We start from the raw sequence: 15,884 nt of genomic DNA, 5'->3' as shown, positions 1-15,884 counted from the left end.
AATAAAAGCAGTTAGGGCGTGTTGAGGTTTGTCTTTTGTTTTTGCAGCGGTTTTTATGACAAATCTAACCAAGCAAGTTGATTTGGCTGTTCAGTGGTTTTTATTGACCTGCCAAGATGGGACTTTCAGCAAACCAGTGGCGCAGTGGTTGCGGTAACCAGTAGCACTGTGCCAACCGTCGTCCCAGCGGCAGCAGCCTGCTGCGATTAAGATAGATTGCCAATAGCGGCAACTGTCGCTGCTTACAGGCTTGCAGCAGCCGCGCCAGTTGCAGTTCGTTATCATCGGCCGCCTCGACGACCAGCAGCAACCCCTCGCAGCCTTGGGCAGCCATCCAGCCGTGGGCGCAATCAAGTTTGCCACAATGCAGCAGCACCTGTGGAAATTCGCAGTGCCAGCGCAGCATCGCCTCGGCGATTTCGGCGCTATCCAGTTGCTGTCGTTGTTGTGGTGCCGGCAAATTGCCAATCCCGGATCGCTGCTGGATTTCGGTGTGGGCGGTCAGCGCCGCAAACTGCCACGACACTGTGGTTTGCTTAGTTAAATCCACCAACAAGGTGGCGCCTAACAATTGCTGGCAATGCTGCGCCAACTGGCTGGCGATGGCACTACTGTCACCATTCATCGACGCCAATGCCAAATTGGTCAGTTGCCGTTGTCGCAGCAGCGCCGCCAGTTGATCAAGCTCGGTCAGCACCAACGGATTCATATCGACGTCCCCAGCAGTACCAAGGCGACAATGCTTAAGGTGTCGCGTACGCCATTGATAAATACATGCCAGTTAGATTGGCTCTCATCCGGTACGTACACGGTATCACCGGGACGCAGCAGCGGGATTTCGGCATAATTGGGACGGGTCACAAAGCGCTTTAAATTAAACACTCGGGCCTGCGGTTCGCAGCAGCTGTGCTGCACTACGATGATCTTCTCGATATAAGCGTTATCCAGCGGGCCACCAGCTTCCGCGAGCAGATCCAATAGGTTCATCGATTGGTCGAAGCTGTAGCGGCCAGGTTTATGTACCGAGCCCATCAATCGCACCACCTGCTCAGCCGGTTTTTCCAGCCATTGGCGTGACCGCTGCGGCACAAAAATGGTATCGCCCGGGCGAACTTGCGGCAGGATGGTTTCATCACCGGTTTCAAAATAACGGGCCAGATTCAATTGGGTAACCCGCGCACTGCTGCCATCACGGTGGGTAATGCGAATTTGCCCCAGATCCGCTTTGTCGGTAGGGCCATCGGCGGCGGCGAGGATATCCAAAAAGCCCAGTTGTTCAGTAAAGGCGTAGCGACCAGGAGCCCCCACTTGGCCAAACAGGTAGATAGAGGTGTCGGCACTTTGGCGGATCCAACTGCTTTTGTTGTCGGTAGGATCCCACGGCAGTTCGTTGACCATCACAGTATCGCCGGCGTTAACCTGCGGCAACTCGCTAAAGGCGCCGCCTTGGCTGATAAACTTATCCAGATCAAACAAGCGCTTTTCGCCGGATTCGGCAAAGATCTCGATCTCCGCCAAATTGGCGTGTTGCTTAGGCCCGCCAGCGTGCGCCAGCAGATCCAAAAACGACATCGCTTGATCCCACTCATACCGACCGGGGCTGCCAACGGCGCCCATCACTTTGACCGCCCGTGACGCGGGGATCTTCAACCATGACTTTTCATTAACGTCGGTCTTTTCCGGCACAAAGATCACATCACCAGAGCGCACTTGCGGCAATGCCGCACCGGTACCGGATTCGGTATAAGCCAGCAGATCCACCTGTTCAACGGTATGATCGGCTCGCAGCACTCGAATGTTGCGGGTTTCCGCAAATCGGGTTGGCCCGCCAGCGTTGGCCAGCAGATCCAAAAATGACACCTGGTCTCCGGTTTCATAGGCACCGGGCGCCTGCACTTCGCCCATCACATACACGGTGCGCTGGGTATTTGACACTACCTCAATTTGGGTCGGCACAAACACCAGACTGCCAGCTTGCAGCGGCGGTTGTTCAGCTTGACCGCTGTCGAGGAAACTCTTTAGATCAAATAGATAAGGGGTGTTGTCGGTGATAACCCGAATGTGGGTGACATCGGCATAGCGGGTCACCCCCTCGGCGCGCATCAACGCTTCGACCAAGCCCATGCCGTCCTTGTAACTGAAGGTACCGGGGTTACGCACCTCACCAAATAGGGTGATCGCTTCATCGTCATCACCAGCATCACCGCCAGCGATTAACGACCGCGCATCAAAATTAACCTCGACATTGCCGGTCAACGGCGAGGCTGGAACAAACAGTTGATCGCCACTCTGTAATTGTGGCAAACGGCTTGGATCGCCTGAGTCCAGATAAGCTTTGAAGTTGAATAGCTGCTGCTGTTGACCACGGCGCAACTGCATTTTGTCGAGCTGTGCCCCAGGCTTTAGCCCGCCAGCGGCTTCAATTGCCATCTGTACGTTGCCATCCAATGGCAATACCACCTCACTGGGGTTATTAACGTACCCCAGCACCCGGATCAGCAACTGCCGCTGACGCAACTCTAAATCAAACTGATCCAGATTCAGATAGACCGACGACAGCGCCAGCTTGACCGCGGTTTTGGCTTGGCTAAGGGTCTGTCCCGCCAACTGCACCCGACCAATTTCTGGCAAGCGAATTTTGCCTTGGTTATCCAGCTGAAACGGCTTATCAAAGGCAGTTTCTCCCGGCATCACAATCAACAATTGATCGCCCGGTTGCAGTTGCCGAGTCGGCTCGGCATGCACTGGCAGCAACACGGCTGCCAGCAACCACAGAGCGATAACGCCTTTGATAATGCGGTCCATCACTGCCCCCACTGTAATCGTGACCACTGACTTTGCGGCAGTGGCGTCAACGGTGCATCAATCAGCGCTAAGCGAAACTCGACTCGGCGACTGGCCAACAGCGCGGTACGGGTTTCCAATTGCGGCTGACTGGCGCGGTAGGAATGACTGTCACCAGCGCTCTGCGCCTGCAACTGCAGCGCTGGCACACCAAACTGCTGCAACTTAGCCACCACCTGCTGCGCCCGGCGCAACCCCATCTGCTGATTGTGCTGCTGGCTGCCCTGCGGATCGGCATGGCCAATCACGATAAGTTTTAGCTCTGGCGCCGCTTGCAGATGTTCAGCCAGCCTTTGCAAGCGCTGTTCAAACACCGGCAGTAACTGGTCGCGATCTAGGGCGAACTGTTCTGGCTCTAATAGCGATTGCAGCAGTGGGTCATTAGTCTGCGATGATAACAACTGGCCGCAGCCCAAACGGCGCTGCATCTCGGTCAAGCGCACCGACAAACGGTACAGTTGATTATCCAACAGCAACAGATGTTCACTGGCATCCACCAACAAATCCGCTGCGATCTCTTGGCGCACCAACCCCAGCAACTGTTCCGCTTGGTAGGTACGCTCTGGCATGCACGCCACGCTGCCACGCAGTTTTAACAGCTCAAGGCTGTGCTGCGCCGATGCCACTCGTTGTCGAGTAACTTGATACTCTTGCAGGTGCGCAGGCGATTGCAGATAGCCATCCCACGGCAGGCTGGCTTTAGCACCATCACTGCCGCCCTCCTGCGGCCAGCTTTGACAGCCGCCAAGCAACAACAGCGAACCAAGCAGCAGCGGTTTCATTACGCCACCTCATCGACAAATGGGATCGCTTTATCAACGCTGAGCATGATCAAGGTGCGCCGCGGTTGACCACTAAGTTTCAGCAGTTGCAACTGGCGCTGTTGTCCATGCAGCCGTTTAAACAGGTAGATCACCGCGCCAATGGCCGATGAATCGATAAACTCGACGTTGGAAAAATCCAGCACCACTTGCACCTCGTGTCGTTCGAGCAGGCTTTCAAATTGCTCTGAGGTTTGCGGCACACTGCGGACATCGAAGTAACGCGGCAAGGTCATTAAACAAGGCGATACATCATGTCGGTTAGGTTGTGCAGAAGTAGTCATCGGTCACTCCTCAAAGTTACGCCGGCGGCGAAGTTCAAAGAGGTATTGCACAACCAATGCCACAAATTTTAATCGCTATTTTCAATTGCTTAAATAATAACGTAGATGCCATTCCTAATTTGCAACGACCGCAATTAGGCAAGTTGCAATCGCAAAAAAGCGGCCATCAATCGATGGCCGCCACACTATGTTGCCGCGAATGTGTTGGCGCTAATGCCCTTTAGCCGCAGCCACGACCCAAACCGTACGCCATAGGATTGCCAACTCCATCCGCCAATAGCTTTTTAGTCCGGCCAGTGACGCCGCATAGGCGTGGTCGTACTGCAGCTTATTTTGAACGTCCGCCAAGCAGGTATCCCCGGCTTGGTGAATTTGTGCCAAACCGGTCAGTCCCGGTCGCAAGCCGAAAGTGCGTTCCAGATAAAACGGCAGTTGCTGCTCTAGCTCGCCGCAAAACTGCGGTCGTTCTGGCCGCGGCCCCACCAACGACAGTTGCCCCTGCAGCACTTGCCATAGCTGCGGCAGTTCATCCAATCGGGTTGCTCGCAAAACTCGGCCAACTCGGGTCACCCGCGGATCATCGCTACTGGCCCAGCGGGCACCGCTGGCTTCGGCATCGATGCGCATGGTGCGGAACTTGGTGATGTAGATAAGTTCGGTATGGCTTTGATGGCGGGCGCCAATACGCAGTTGCCGATAGAAGATCGGGCCGTTGGAGTCGAGTTTTATTGCCAGCGCAATCAGTGGTAACAACGGCAACAGCAGCAACAAACCGACAGCTGCGGCAACCAGATCCAACAGCCGTTTGCTTAGACGCACCGGCGACGGTTGATAACCATTCGCCAAGGTTTGCGGCGAGACCGTGCACGGCGTTACTCGGTGCCAAGGCACTGCGCGACCCACCACCCCATACAGGCAACCGATTAATGCCCCTTGCAGCGCGAGTGACCACTGTGCACCAGTAACTTGCCAGCCTAAGTGCGGCGCCACCAGCAACAATCCCCCGACAAGCAGAATTGGGATCGCGGCTAGGCCAATACTGTTAAGCAGTAGCACCGTTGCAGTTAGCGCCCACAGCACCAGTAGCAGCGGCAGCAGCGCCCTTGTGCCTTTGCCAAGGGCTGCCAGCAATCGAGTCGCCGCCGTCTGCTGACGCATCGCTTGCCACAGACTTGGCAATTGTTGGACATTACCCGCCGCAATCCGCCGCCGCTGACTAAACAGTTGTTCGCTGGCGGCCGCGGCCACATCAGTCGCTAACAGCCCCGGTAGATAACGGCTTTGCCACCCTTGGCGCAACACCATCATCATCAGTTCAAAGTCGTCGTTGATGCAATCGTCGGGCAAACCACGAAACAGCTGCGGTCGCAAGGCGATGGCTGCCCCAGCACCGCCCATCACCGCACCAGCAAGATCTTCTCCTTGGCGCAACTGATGCAGTTGTCGCCAGTGGCGCTCAAGCCGTGGATCGCCTTGGTGTTGATAGCGCCCGGTAACCGCGCCAACGTCCGGCTGATAAAAAGCGTTATCAAGTTCTTGGATGGCATTGGCGGACAGCAGCGCCGAGCAATCGCTTAACAGCAACCAATGGCAAGATGATGGCACCCGGCGCAGATGCTGATTCAGCCGAAAACACTTGCCGCGATTACGACGATGGTAAAACAGTTGCAGACGGATCCCTGCCTGGCGGTAGCGCTGACGAAAGCCGCGACCAACCTCGAGGCAATCAGCACTACCGCCATCAATCACTACCCGCACCGTTAGCCGCTTGGCCGCATCCTCTAAGCCCAACAGGTTGTCTAACTTACAGGACAGCAACTGCGGTTCGTTATAGCACGGCACTACAATCATCACCGACGATTGACTGCCATCACTGTGCCCCTGAGGCCGAGGCCGCTTGGCTCTGCGGGCCATCCACCACGGATACAGCAACAGATGGGCACTGAGCGCTGCTGTCAGCACCAGCAGCAATAGGATTAACAACATCATCGTTCGATCTCCTGCATCAATTGTTGGTAGCCACTTGCCATCGGCAGCAGCGAACCATGCGCCAGCGCAAACGCCCGGGCAGCAGGGGCGACCGCTGGCTGTTGCGCCGTCTGCGCTGATTGCTGCTGCATCTGTTGCCACAGCGCCTGTGGCCATTGATCTGCAGCAACAATGCGGCCACTATCTGGGCACAAGTTGGCGCGACAGTTACCAACGTCGGCACACAACACTGGTACGCCACTGCTTTGGGCTTCCCACAGCGCCATCGGTGCGCCTTCGGCTTTACTACACAGGCAATAGCAATCCAGCGCCGGATAGAGGTATTGCGGTTGATCGCAATGGCCAAGGAAATGACAACGCTCGGCGACCCCAAGATCGTTCGCCAGTTGCTGCAGTTGTGGCCGACAAGGGCCATCCCCAGCCAACAGCAGCTGCGCCTGTCGTGGCAAACTCGGCAGCGCTTCAACAAGCAACTGCAACTGCTTGACCGGCACCATCCGCGCCACGGCCCCAAATAGCCACAGATCATCCCCAAGCCCCAATCGCTGCCGCATCGCGCTTTGGCTGCGCGGACGAAAGCGATTGGCATCGACGCCGTTGGCGATCACCCGATCCACTCGGCAACCTTGGGCGCTAAGCGTTGCAGCCACTTGCTCGGCCACCGCGACGCTGGCAGCGCCACCACAACGCAATAACCAACGAGTCAGCCAACGGTCTTTGCGATCGGCCAAATGCCAACCGTCGTGATGGCTATGCAGCTGCCGGGTACGGCTGCCCGCACAAGCCAAAGCGCCATACAGCAGTGGCCCGATATGGTGGCTATGCAGCCAACGGATCTGATGTTCGGCGCACAACTGGCGCAGTTGCCGCACCAGCTGCCAATCAAAGCCGCTGCCTTTCTCTAGGCCAATCACCGGATTGCCAGCGGCCAGTGCCGGCCACTGCGCCAACAACGATTCAGTGCTGCCCTCCAGCGACACCAGCAGCACCGGCTGCTGGTTACTGAGCTGTTGCCCAAGCGCCAGTGCCATGGTTTCTAAACCGCCAGGGGCTAAGCGCTGCACCAATTGCATAATCGCCATTACGGTTCTCCTGTTTCACTAAGCAAACGCTGGATCTGCGCTGGCGCATAGATCCGCCGATCGAGCAAACTGCTTAAGGTGACCAACGACAGCACCGAAATCAGACCACCAGCGGCGCCAAGTAACAGGTTAATAAACCACGGCAGATCGATACTGCTGCCGGGCAAGCTGGGGGCATCAATGATCTGCACCTTAGTGGGTGCCTCGAACTGACCCAGTTCGCTGGTGACACGCGCTTTTTCAAAGCGCAGTAGCAGCTCTTGATACAGCTGCCGCCGCCCGTCGGCCAACCGTTCTAGCTCATTTAGCCGCTGTGCCACCGCGGCACTGTCGCGCATTCGCTCAACAATGCCTTGGCGGTGCTGCTCCAGCAGCGCCAATTCGGCACTGAGGCCATCAAATTGACTTTGGGCTTGCTGCATCTGCTTCAGCTGCGACACCAATATCGGCGTTTGTCCCTCTTCGGCAGATAAAGTGGTGGCCAGTTGCCACAGATTGTCTAGGTGTTCGGCCAGTGGAAACTGTGGCTGCTGCAATAATCGCTGTTTCTCTTGTTGCAGCTGCGAGAGCCGCGCGCTTACCGCTTTGACTGCCGAATGACGTCCGGTGTATCGGCCTTTTAACTGCGCTAATTCGGTTTGTACGCTAATAATTCGCTGCTCTAGCTCACCAATCAGCGGATTGGTGGTGGCCAATTGCGAGGTCAAGCTTTGCAACCGCGACTGCGCCCCCTCGATGGCAATCTTTTGCTGACGAATGGCGGTTTCCGCCTCCAATAGCGCCAAATTGTTAGAGCTGAGCAGATCCGGCAGCAGCGCAGCATTTTGCTGCTTAAACGCCGCCAGCTGCTGTTCTACCTGATTTAGGCTCTGTTCCTGCTGCTGCAACTGCTTTTGCAGAAACTGCGACGATTCATCCACCGCCCGCTGCCCCGGTGCCATCAAGCGCTGCTGAAAGCGCTGCGAAAACGCCGCTAACAGTTGCTGTGCTTGCTCGGGACTGGTCCACACCACCGACAACCGCACCAAACTGTCACCAAGGGTTTGCAACGATACCGCTTGCGCCAGTTGCGCTCGACGCCACTCCGGCAGCGATTGATCGGGCCCAACCAGTCGAGCGTCCTCGGCCACCTGTTGCAGCAACTGCCGTGAACGCAGCAGCGCGGTTAATCCCGACAGCCGCTCCTTCAGTTGTACTGCCACCGACAGATCTTTCAAAAACGGGTTGGCCAGCGCCGACTCTTGCAGCAGCAACACGGTAGTGCTGCGGTAGCGTTTATCAACCAATTCGCCGCGCACCAATGCCAGTGACGCCAGCAGCAGCGGCGGCAGCCACAACCACCGGCGCCACTGCCATAAATGGCAGAGCCAACGATAGATAAACAGTCGCAGCAGCTCATTGGCCATAACCGGCCTCAATGCGGATCAGATCGGCGCTCAATTCCGGTTGGTAACGACTGATGATCTGGCCTTGGAAGCCAAGCTGACGCAGCGCTTGTTGCAGCTGTCGTTGTCGCTGTTGTCCAGCCATCGCTGCCGGCCATGGCTGTAGGTTAGCCGCCGGCCCAACCATCACTTTGAGCGCCGGGCTAGTCAACTGCTGCGGTTTAAGGTTCTGTCCCAACTGCCACAACAACGACTGTTGTTGCGGCCAATTGAACTCCACGGCGGCAGAGCTTGGCGCTTTTTGGGGGGAGTAATCGGCCATCGGATAATCGGTGGCAGTGCTAGCACAGCCGGTGAGCGCCACAGCGCTCGTGAGTAGCAGTATCAGCAGATAAGTCCGGTTGAACATGGCAGTCACCATCATTCAAGGTTTGGTAGTCACCACCAAGCAGGAACTAAGCCAATGGAGCAATATTTATATTAATCAATTGCTTGAGCTGAACCCTTGGCGATTATTTGCAATTTGCAACCACTGCAACACTTGCTCGGCACGCTGGCGCCAACTGGCGTCTTGCACCTGTGCTTGGATCGCCGCCGCCGACGGCGGTTGTTGCAGATAGGCGGCAATCGCATCAGCGAACGCCTGAACACTGCGCTGCTGGCTGACCCCAACATGGTATTGCTGCAACGCCGCAAAGGGCCGACTGACCACCGGGATCCCCGCCGCCAGGTACTCACGCAGTTTTAATGGATCGCAAGCGGCGATCTGCTGATTGGCCTTAAACGGCAATAACCCCACCGCAAAATGCTGAACGTATTGCGCTAACTGCTGATGCGGCATAAACGGCAGCAAAGTCACATTGGCGCGGTCTAGCAGCGATCGCGGGCACTGGCCTTGGTGACCAATCAACAGTATCTGACAATCGCTAAAACGCTGTGCCAGTTGCTCCAACAAGGAAAAATCGATCCACTCGGCCAAACTGCCATAAAACCCCAATATCGGCTTATCCGGTAATCCCGCCGGTTTTGGCTGTGGCTGGCTAAAGTGGGATAGATCCACCCCATGGGGTAGCAGTTGCGGTGTCACCTTAGCGTGCACCTCGCAGCGCTGCTGCAAGGTAGTACTGGCACATAACACCAGATCGGCCTGTTGCAACAAACGCCGTTCAAGGGGAGCCACCTTGTGATGATCGACCCCAGCTAACGCCGCAAAATCATCGCCGCAATAGTAGATAACCTTGGCATTTGGCAGCAGCGGCAAATACTCGACCGCACAGGGAAGCGCACACCAGACGTATTCAATCTGATCCAGCGCCACGCCCTGCAACTGCCGTTTCAGTAAAGCGCGATTAAGTTGTAGTAACCATGCCTGCTGCGGCAGCGGCCAAAGTTTGGGGGCGATCACCTGCTGCGGGATAGCGGCTTCCTCCTGACAGCTCGGCTGTGCCTTGGTAGTCACTTGGCGCAGCTTATGCCACAGCCGTTTACCGTCGCCCAGATGGGGTTGGCGCAGACCGATGGAGTTGACCCAAATAATGCTGAATTCGTCCATCAGCGCTTTGGTCAGATGCTGCGAGCTGGAGGGCAAGCTGTGCCAATCTTCACCAAACACCAGCATGGTCGGTTTGACCGACCCGGTGCGCGTTGCCCCAGCTCCAACAGTGACGTTGGTTGCGCAAAGTTGCGGTTGTGCTTTCATCATCGTCACTCCAAAGCACGGATCACTTGTGCTGGATTACCACCAATCAGCACCCCGGCCGGCATCGATTTGGTCACTACGCTACCCGCGGCCACCACACTGCCAGCACCGATGGTGACCCCTGCAATCACCACCGCACCGGTGCCGATCCAGACATCGCGCTCAAGCACGATTGGCGCCGCCTGTTGCGGCAGTTCTGGCAACCCTTGCGCCCGCGCCTCTGCCGCCAACGGGTGACCGGGGTAACCGGCCAGCAGCACCTTTGGCGCTAGCCGAACGTTGTCTTCTAGCACCACCTTGCTGCCAACAGCGATGGTGTTTTGCCAGCCGATATCAACGTTGTTGCCGACGGTTAACTGGCTATCGGGGCGGCCGCAGACCGTGCTAACGCCACTCATGCGGCAGCTTTTGCCCATGCTGATCGCCACTGGTCCCAGTTTTTGTGGCAAGCCGCTGTAAAGATAAAGGCCCTCGCCACCTTGGATCTGCACCCGCCACATCGGCGTCCAAAGCAGCAGTCGCATCAAGGTTGCAAGCAGCTGCGAGCTACCTTGATAAAGCCATAATAGCGGCATATACAACAGTTTTATCGGTGGCAATTGCCAGCCCCGCAGTTGCAAATACCAAGGCTTAAGCCAGATTTTGGCTTGTTGAGTTACGCCGATTACGCTCATGCTTCACTCCTTAGGGCAAATTGGTATCAATCGCCACTGCGCCCACACCAACGCCGCCATGATATACAGTGGCCAAGTAAACGCTTGGGTAAGAAAGGTGCCGCTAACGCCAAAGCCAACTAATCCCGCGCAGCAGGCCAACGGCCACGGGCTGTGCTTCGATTGTTTTTGGCTGATTGCCAGCACCGCAAAACTGCGCCGCAGTAGCAGCAGATAAAAGCCGATAAACAGCACCAGGCCACTGGCGCCGGCTTCTGCCATCACCTGAAACCAGCTGCTGTGCACCGCGTGATTTTTGCCATCCCAATGGGGGCTGTGAAAAAAGTAATTTACAAAAAAGTTGTCTAGGCCAACCCCGAACATGGGATTGGCCAACATCATTGACCACGCCGCTTGCCATGCATACAAGCGCCCCATCGCCGATTCATCGATACCGGATTCGGCCGCACCGCCGGATTGACGCTCACTGATCCCCGCTGCCGCCATCAACAGCATCAGCAGCAATGGCGCCAACAGCCACAACCAACGCGGTAAATGAAAGCGGCGATAAACGGTAATGGCAGTGACCGCCACCATCCCCAACAAGCCGCCGCGACTTTGGGTCGCAAGCATCGCCAGCAACAGCAACAGCAACACGAAAGCCGCCAGTAAGCGGCTCGGGTGACGACTCAAGCTGGCGCTAAGCGCAAAGCTGATGGGCAGCAATAACACCAACGCCAAATCATTGGGATCCCCGAGCATCGAGCCATAGCTGCGGCCAATGGTAACGCGGCTGCCTTCGACCATTTCCAAGCCGTTAGCGCTGTTATACAGCGCCACCAAGGCCACCAGCATGCCAGCGACAATTATCCCCCACGCCAACGCATTGATGTGCCGTGGCCGCTGCAGCATCCACGCACAGACAAAACACATCAGCACCACCTTGAGCCAACTGCCGGTCAGATAGGCCATCGCCAGAGCGCGATTGCTGGCCAACAAGGCGCCCACTACGGTGACCGCCAACAGCGCCAATAGCCAGTAACCCTCTTTAGCGATAAACGGCTTAAGATCCCGCACCACCACTAACCGCCATGCCAATACCGCCAGCGTCAACAGCGCCAATAGTTGCGGGATCCGCAGCGGCAACAGCAGCGGCGTCAATTCATGCAGTCGAAACGCCGACAGCAGCACAAACCCCATTACCACCACCACCGCCCCATCGCGCAGCAACCACCACAGCAGCAACAGCGCCGGACCAATCACCAGCGTGAGCCGCAAATCCAGCCACGCCAGCCCCGCTAACAGGCCACTGAACCCCAGCGCGATGGTCAATGGCGAGCTGGCAGTTGCCAATTTCATTTCGCCACCACCGCCAATTGCCGTTGGCCCTGCCCAAACAACGGCCGTGCCAGCCACAACAGCTGCAGCGACAACATCAACAACAGCAGCAACTGCAGTGCGATGGAATCGCTCAACAGTGCCCACTGACTGCCAAGCAGTGCTGGCAATAACAGCGGGTATCGATAGGGCAAGTGAAAGCAGCGCTGGCTAACGCCGTAAAACAGCAAAGTGCGCAGCAGCGTAAGCGCCAACAGCGCCAGCAGTAGACCCAATACGCCATACCAATGCAGCGCCAGTGGCAGCAACGCCAGCGTTGGCAATGCCAGCGCCAGATTCAGTTGCAGCGGCAGCCGGCCGCTGGCTTGGTTATAGATCCCAAAGCTGAGCAGCGCTGCCAATTGCCGCCACAGTGAGATTGACAGCAGCAGCGGCAACCAGCGCAGCCCATCGTGGAGGTGGCTCGGTAGCAGTTGCGTCACCAGCGGCGGCAATATCAACAGCAGCACCACACATGCAGCAAGCAGCAGTAACACGCCAAACAACGCGCCATCAGCCAACTGCTGCCGACACTGCTGCTTAGCCAATACAAAACGCTTGGGAAACCACCACAAGCCATAAGGCTCAATCAATAAAATGGGTATTAGCGCCAGTTGCGCCATCAAACTAAACGGACCAAACTGCGCCAGCGATAGCGCTTGACCAAGCCATAAGCGTTCATAACCGACAAACACAAAACCGATAAAGCCGCAGCCACACAGCGGTAAGGCGTAGCGCAGCAGCTGCCACAACGCACTGCCGCTGCCGATGGCATTGCCCCAAGCCTGCTGCAACCAACGCCATTGCAACAACAAGGTGCTGCCGCTAGCAAGCGCGCCAGCGGCCATCATCGCCAGCAGCGAACCGTCACCGAGCCACAACGCCACTGCCGTCAGCAGTAACTGGAGGGTACTCCAGCAGCCAATCCGACGCAGATAGCCCGCACTATCCTGGGCTAATCGCAATAACATCAACCGCAGCCCAAGTAAAGCACTGCAACCCAGATTGACCCACAGCAGTGCCAAAGGCGTCGCGGCTTGCGACTTACCAAGCGCCAGCGCCAACAAACTGGTAATCGGTGTCAAAAGCAACCACAACCCGCACCAGCACAGTGCCAATTTACTCAGTTGCCCTAGGCGTGCTGGCTCGACACTAAAACGCTGAGCGGTTTCAGCCAACCCAAGCGCCGCCAACAGGCCCAACGCGCTCGCCAACACCGTCAACCAACCAAGCAATCCAAACTGCTCTGGCGCCAACAAATTGGCCGCCAGCGGCAACAACAATAGCCCTACCCCGCGCTGCAGGGCGCAGCCGATACCATAATGCAGCGCGGCGTTCACGCTAGCGCCTCAATTCGGGCAGACAAACGCTGGGCTTGATGGTGGTTACTAAACAAGCGCTCTGCCCGTAACCGTCCGCGCAATCCCAACCGGCGCCGCTGTTCTGGCTTTAGTGCCAACAACGCGGCGATCGCTTGCGCCAGTTGTTCGGGACTCTCCGGCGGCACCAGATAACCACACTTATGATTGACGGTTTCCGGTAATCCCATAATGGCGGTGGTGATCACCGGCAACCCCATCGCCATCGCCTCTTTACAAACCAACGGCCCAGTATCACGATCGCCATTGGCGGCGATCCGAAATGGCGCCACCAACGCCACGTAGTAACCACCATTGGCTTGCAGCCACGCCTGATCACGCTGGCCGAGAAAGCGCACGTCAACATTCAACCGCTGCGCCATCCGATCTAGGCTATCCAGCAACGGGCCGCTGCCAACAATGTCGAGTCCCACCGTCGGTGGCAGTTGCTGCAGCGCCTGCAGCAGCAGATCAACGCCCTTTTTTTCCACTAAGCGACCGACAAACAGCAATCGTGGCTGGGTGCCGATTTGGCTGTGATTCAAACTAAAGCGCGCAATATCTATGCCGCAGGGGATCAACGCGGTCGCGGCATCCGCCTGCTGCTTCACAAACTGCTGCTGCATATCGCGACAAACCGCCACCGCTAAATCCGCATGTTGCAACTTGGCTTTTAGGTCAAATGGACGCTGGTAGATGTCGGCACCATGACCAACAAACGACACGGTACAGCCACACAACTTGGCCGCTGCGATCGCCACCGCCGCGCTGTGCTGGGCAAAGTGAGCGTGAATATGATTACAACCATTGGCGCGTACCCAACTTGCCAAGCGCAGCGCCGCCAGCCACAAACTGCGTTGACGCCAATGCCGTTGCTGCCGAATAAACTGCCAGCCGGCGCGCTTATAACCGACAGCAACGGCACTGCCAAGCGCCTGCCACAATGGAATTTGCGGCAGTGGTTTGACCCGCTTTAGCCACTTACGCTGCAGTGGTTGTATAGCCGTATCAGCCACATCGCTGTGCCATTCTAATGCGCAGGGAAACAGTGGATGCCCAAGCGCGGCCATCGCCTCCATTTCGTTGGTGATAAAGGTTTCCGACGGCACAGGAAAGGTGGGGAACACATAGGCTATCGACTTCATCGTAGGCTCCAGCACTTATATATCAGGGCTAATGCCGTTCAACAAAGCAACAGTCGAGCCAAATTTTAACTTTATGTTTTATAAAGATATTTACTGCCAAGTTGCAAAACGCAATCGCCACCAGTAGCGCGTCGTTAATTGCTGCTAATCGCCCCTAACTCGTGGGCAAACTACTGTTAAATATCTAAATTTAAGACTGGTATGGGATCTGCTTGGGGGATTAGCGAATGGTTAATCGCGGAGTGAAGTATGAACATCGGCATCAGCGTAGTGATCCCCAGTTATAACTGCCTTAAATACCTGCCAGATGCACTTGAATCAGTGTGGCAACAAAGCTGCCCCGCCGATGAGGTGTGGGTGATTGATGATGGTTCCAACGACGGTACCCTTGAATATCTACAACAGCAGCAGCTTCTGCACCCCATGCTGCAGGTTTTACGGCTTGAACAGGTCGGCGTTGCCAACGCTCGCAATGCGGCGATGGCGCTATGTCAGCACGATTATGTCGCCTTCTTGGATGCCGACGATCGTTGGCTACCAGACAAGCTACTAGAGCAACGGCAACTGTTGCGGCGCCACCGTGATTGCATACTACTGTTCGGCAACTATCTGCACGTCGGCGAAGACGGCAATGCTATCTGCGACTGCTTTGATTTTTGGCCGCGCTTTCGTCAACGAGCAATGCAGTTGCACCAGCCGCTCGACAAAGCCACCGTCTTAATGGAAAACGTGATTGGCACTTCAACGGTGGTGATACAGCGACAACTGGCCTTGGCACTGGGAGGCTTCGATAATCGCTTGGGCTCGGCTTCGGACTGGGATCTGTGGCTGAAACTGGCAGCGGTAGGCTCCGTCTGGGCGCAACCACAGCTGCAGATGCACTACCTAATGCGCCGCGGCTCCATCAGCAGTAATCGACTGGCACGTCTGCACGCGATGCAACAGATTATTCAGCGCCACTGTGATCAGGCGATATCGACCGCCACCCGCCATGGTGCCGAAGCCAACCTTGCCCTCGGTTTTGCTGAATATCATCAGCAACAACAACACTACCTAACGGCGTTTGGCTACCAGCTAAAATCGGCTTATCTGGCGCCCAAGCACACCTCACTTAAAACGCTGTTGAGCCCATTTGCAGGATGGCTGCATCATTGTGTGCAGCAACGACAATATCTCGAGGGCGAAGTGGCGCAAAGCAAGTAGCTAACAGCTAACAGCTAACAGCTAACAGCTAACAGCTAACAGCT

The 15,884-nt window shown here is 56.5% G+C and carries 14 protein-coding genes; 1 reads left to right on the top strand and 13 read right to left on the bottom strand.

The window, feature by feature from the left end:
* Positions 1-100: 100 nt before the first annotated feature.
* The 13 genes from G506_RS0117825 to G506_RS0117765 form a co-directional block, all read right to left on the bottom strand.
* Complete coding sequence (locus G506_RS0117825; protein ID WP_028118052.1) at positions 101-709, bottom strand: hypothetical protein; 609 nt, start codon at positions 707-709, stop codon at positions 101-103.
* Positions 706-2,805, bottom strand: coding sequence for an SLBB domain-containing protein (locus G506_RS0117820; protein ID WP_028118051.1), 2,100 nt, complete (start codon positions 2,803-2,805; stop codon positions 706-708). Before G506_RS0117820 ends, G506_RS0117825 begins: the two co-directional genes overlap by 4 nt.
* Complete coding sequence (locus tag G506_RS0117815) at positions 2,805-3,626, bottom strand: OmpA family protein (RefSeq protein WP_028118050.1); 822 nt, start codon at positions 3,624-3,626, stop codon at positions 2,805-2,807. Before G506_RS0117815 ends, G506_RS0117820 begins: the two co-directional genes overlap by 1 nt.
* The gene (locus G506_RS20160) at positions 3,626-3,949 is read right to left on the bottom strand and encodes an STAS domain-containing protein (protein WP_084631584.1); all 324 of its coding nucleotides are present in this window, start codon (positions 3,947-3,949) and stop codon (positions 3,626-3,628) included. The genes G506_RS0117815 and G506_RS20160 overlap by 1 nt, the downstream gene beginning before the upstream one ends.
* 210 nt (positions 3,950-4,159) lie before the next feature.
* Positions 4,160-5,938 carry a sugar transferase gene (locus G506_RS0117805; RefSeq protein ID WP_028118049.1) on the bottom strand — a complete coding sequence of 593 codons (1,779 nt, stop codon included), beginning with the start codon at positions 5,936-5,938 and terminating at the stop codon, positions 4,160-4,162.
* Complete coding sequence (locus G506_RS20990) at positions 5,935-7,020, bottom strand: glycosyltransferase (RefSeq protein ID WP_051202250.1); 1,086 nt, start codon at positions 7,018-7,020, stop codon at positions 5,935-5,937. The genes G506_RS0117805 and G506_RS20990 overlap by 4 nt, the downstream gene beginning before the upstream one ends.
* A complete protein-coding gene (locus G506_RS0117795; protein ID WP_028118048.1) occupies positions 7,020-8,426 on the bottom strand; it encodes a GumC domain-containing protein in 1,407 nt (468 codons plus the stop codon). The genes G506_RS20990 and G506_RS0117795 overlap by 1 nt, the downstream gene beginning before the upstream one ends.
* Positions 8,416-8,814 carry a hypothetical protein gene (locus tag G506_RS0117790; RefSeq protein WP_156904945.1) on the bottom strand — a complete coding sequence of 133 codons (399 nt, stop codon included), beginning with the start codon at positions 8,812-8,814 and terminating at the stop codon, positions 8,416-8,418. Before G506_RS0117790 ends, G506_RS0117795 begins: the two co-directional genes overlap by 11 nt.
* A 75-nt stretch (positions 8,815-8,889) precedes the next feature.
* A complete protein-coding gene (locus G506_RS20150) occupies positions 8,890-10,107 on the bottom strand; it encodes a glycosyltransferase (protein ID WP_051202249.1) in 1,218 nt (405 codons plus the stop codon).
* A gap of 2 nt (positions 10,108-10,109) precedes the next feature.
* Positions 10,110-10,778, bottom strand: a complete 669-nt coding sequence (locus G506_RS21275; protein ID WP_028118046.1) for an acyltransferase — start codon at positions 10,776-10,778, stop codon at positions 10,110-10,112.
* A 3-nt stretch (positions 10,779-10,781) separates the two neighbouring features.
* Complete coding sequence (locus tag G506_RS20145) at positions 10,782-12,116, bottom strand: O-antigen ligase family protein (protein ID WP_035387504.1); 1,335 nt, start codon at positions 12,114-12,116, stop codon at positions 10,782-10,784.
* Complete coding sequence (locus G506_RS0117770; protein ID WP_028118045.1) at positions 12,113-13,474, bottom strand: oligosaccharide flippase family protein; 1,362 nt, start codon at positions 13,472-13,474, stop codon at positions 12,113-12,115. The genes G506_RS20145 and G506_RS0117770 overlap by 4 nt, the downstream gene beginning before the upstream one ends.
* Positions 13,471-14,637 (bottom strand): glycosyltransferase, encoded by a 1,167-nt coding sequence (locus G506_RS0117765; protein ID WP_028118044.1) that lies wholly within the window; start codon positions 14,635-14,637, stop codon positions 13,471-13,473. The genes G506_RS0117770 and G506_RS0117765 overlap by 4 nt, the downstream gene beginning before the upstream one ends.
* 249 nt (positions 14,638-14,886) lie before the next feature.
* Here G506_RS0117765 and G506_RS0117755 point away from each other — a divergent pair, with 249 nt between their 5' ends.
* Entirely contained in the window at positions 14,887-15,840 is a 954-nt protein-coding gene (locus G506_RS0117755; protein WP_028118043.1) for a glycosyltransferase family 2 protein, read from the top strand.
* Positions 15,841-15,884 lie beyond the last annotated feature (44 nt).

Origin of the sequence: Ferrimonas senticii DSM 18821, assembly GCF_000422665.1 — a bacterium.
Lineage (GTDB): Bacteria > Pseudomonadota > Gammaproteobacteria > Enterobacterales > Shewanellaceae > Ferrimonas > Ferrimonas senticii.
The sequence above is the reverse complement of the archived record's forward strand: the minus strand, read 5'-3'. Positions and strand labels throughout refer to the sequence as shown.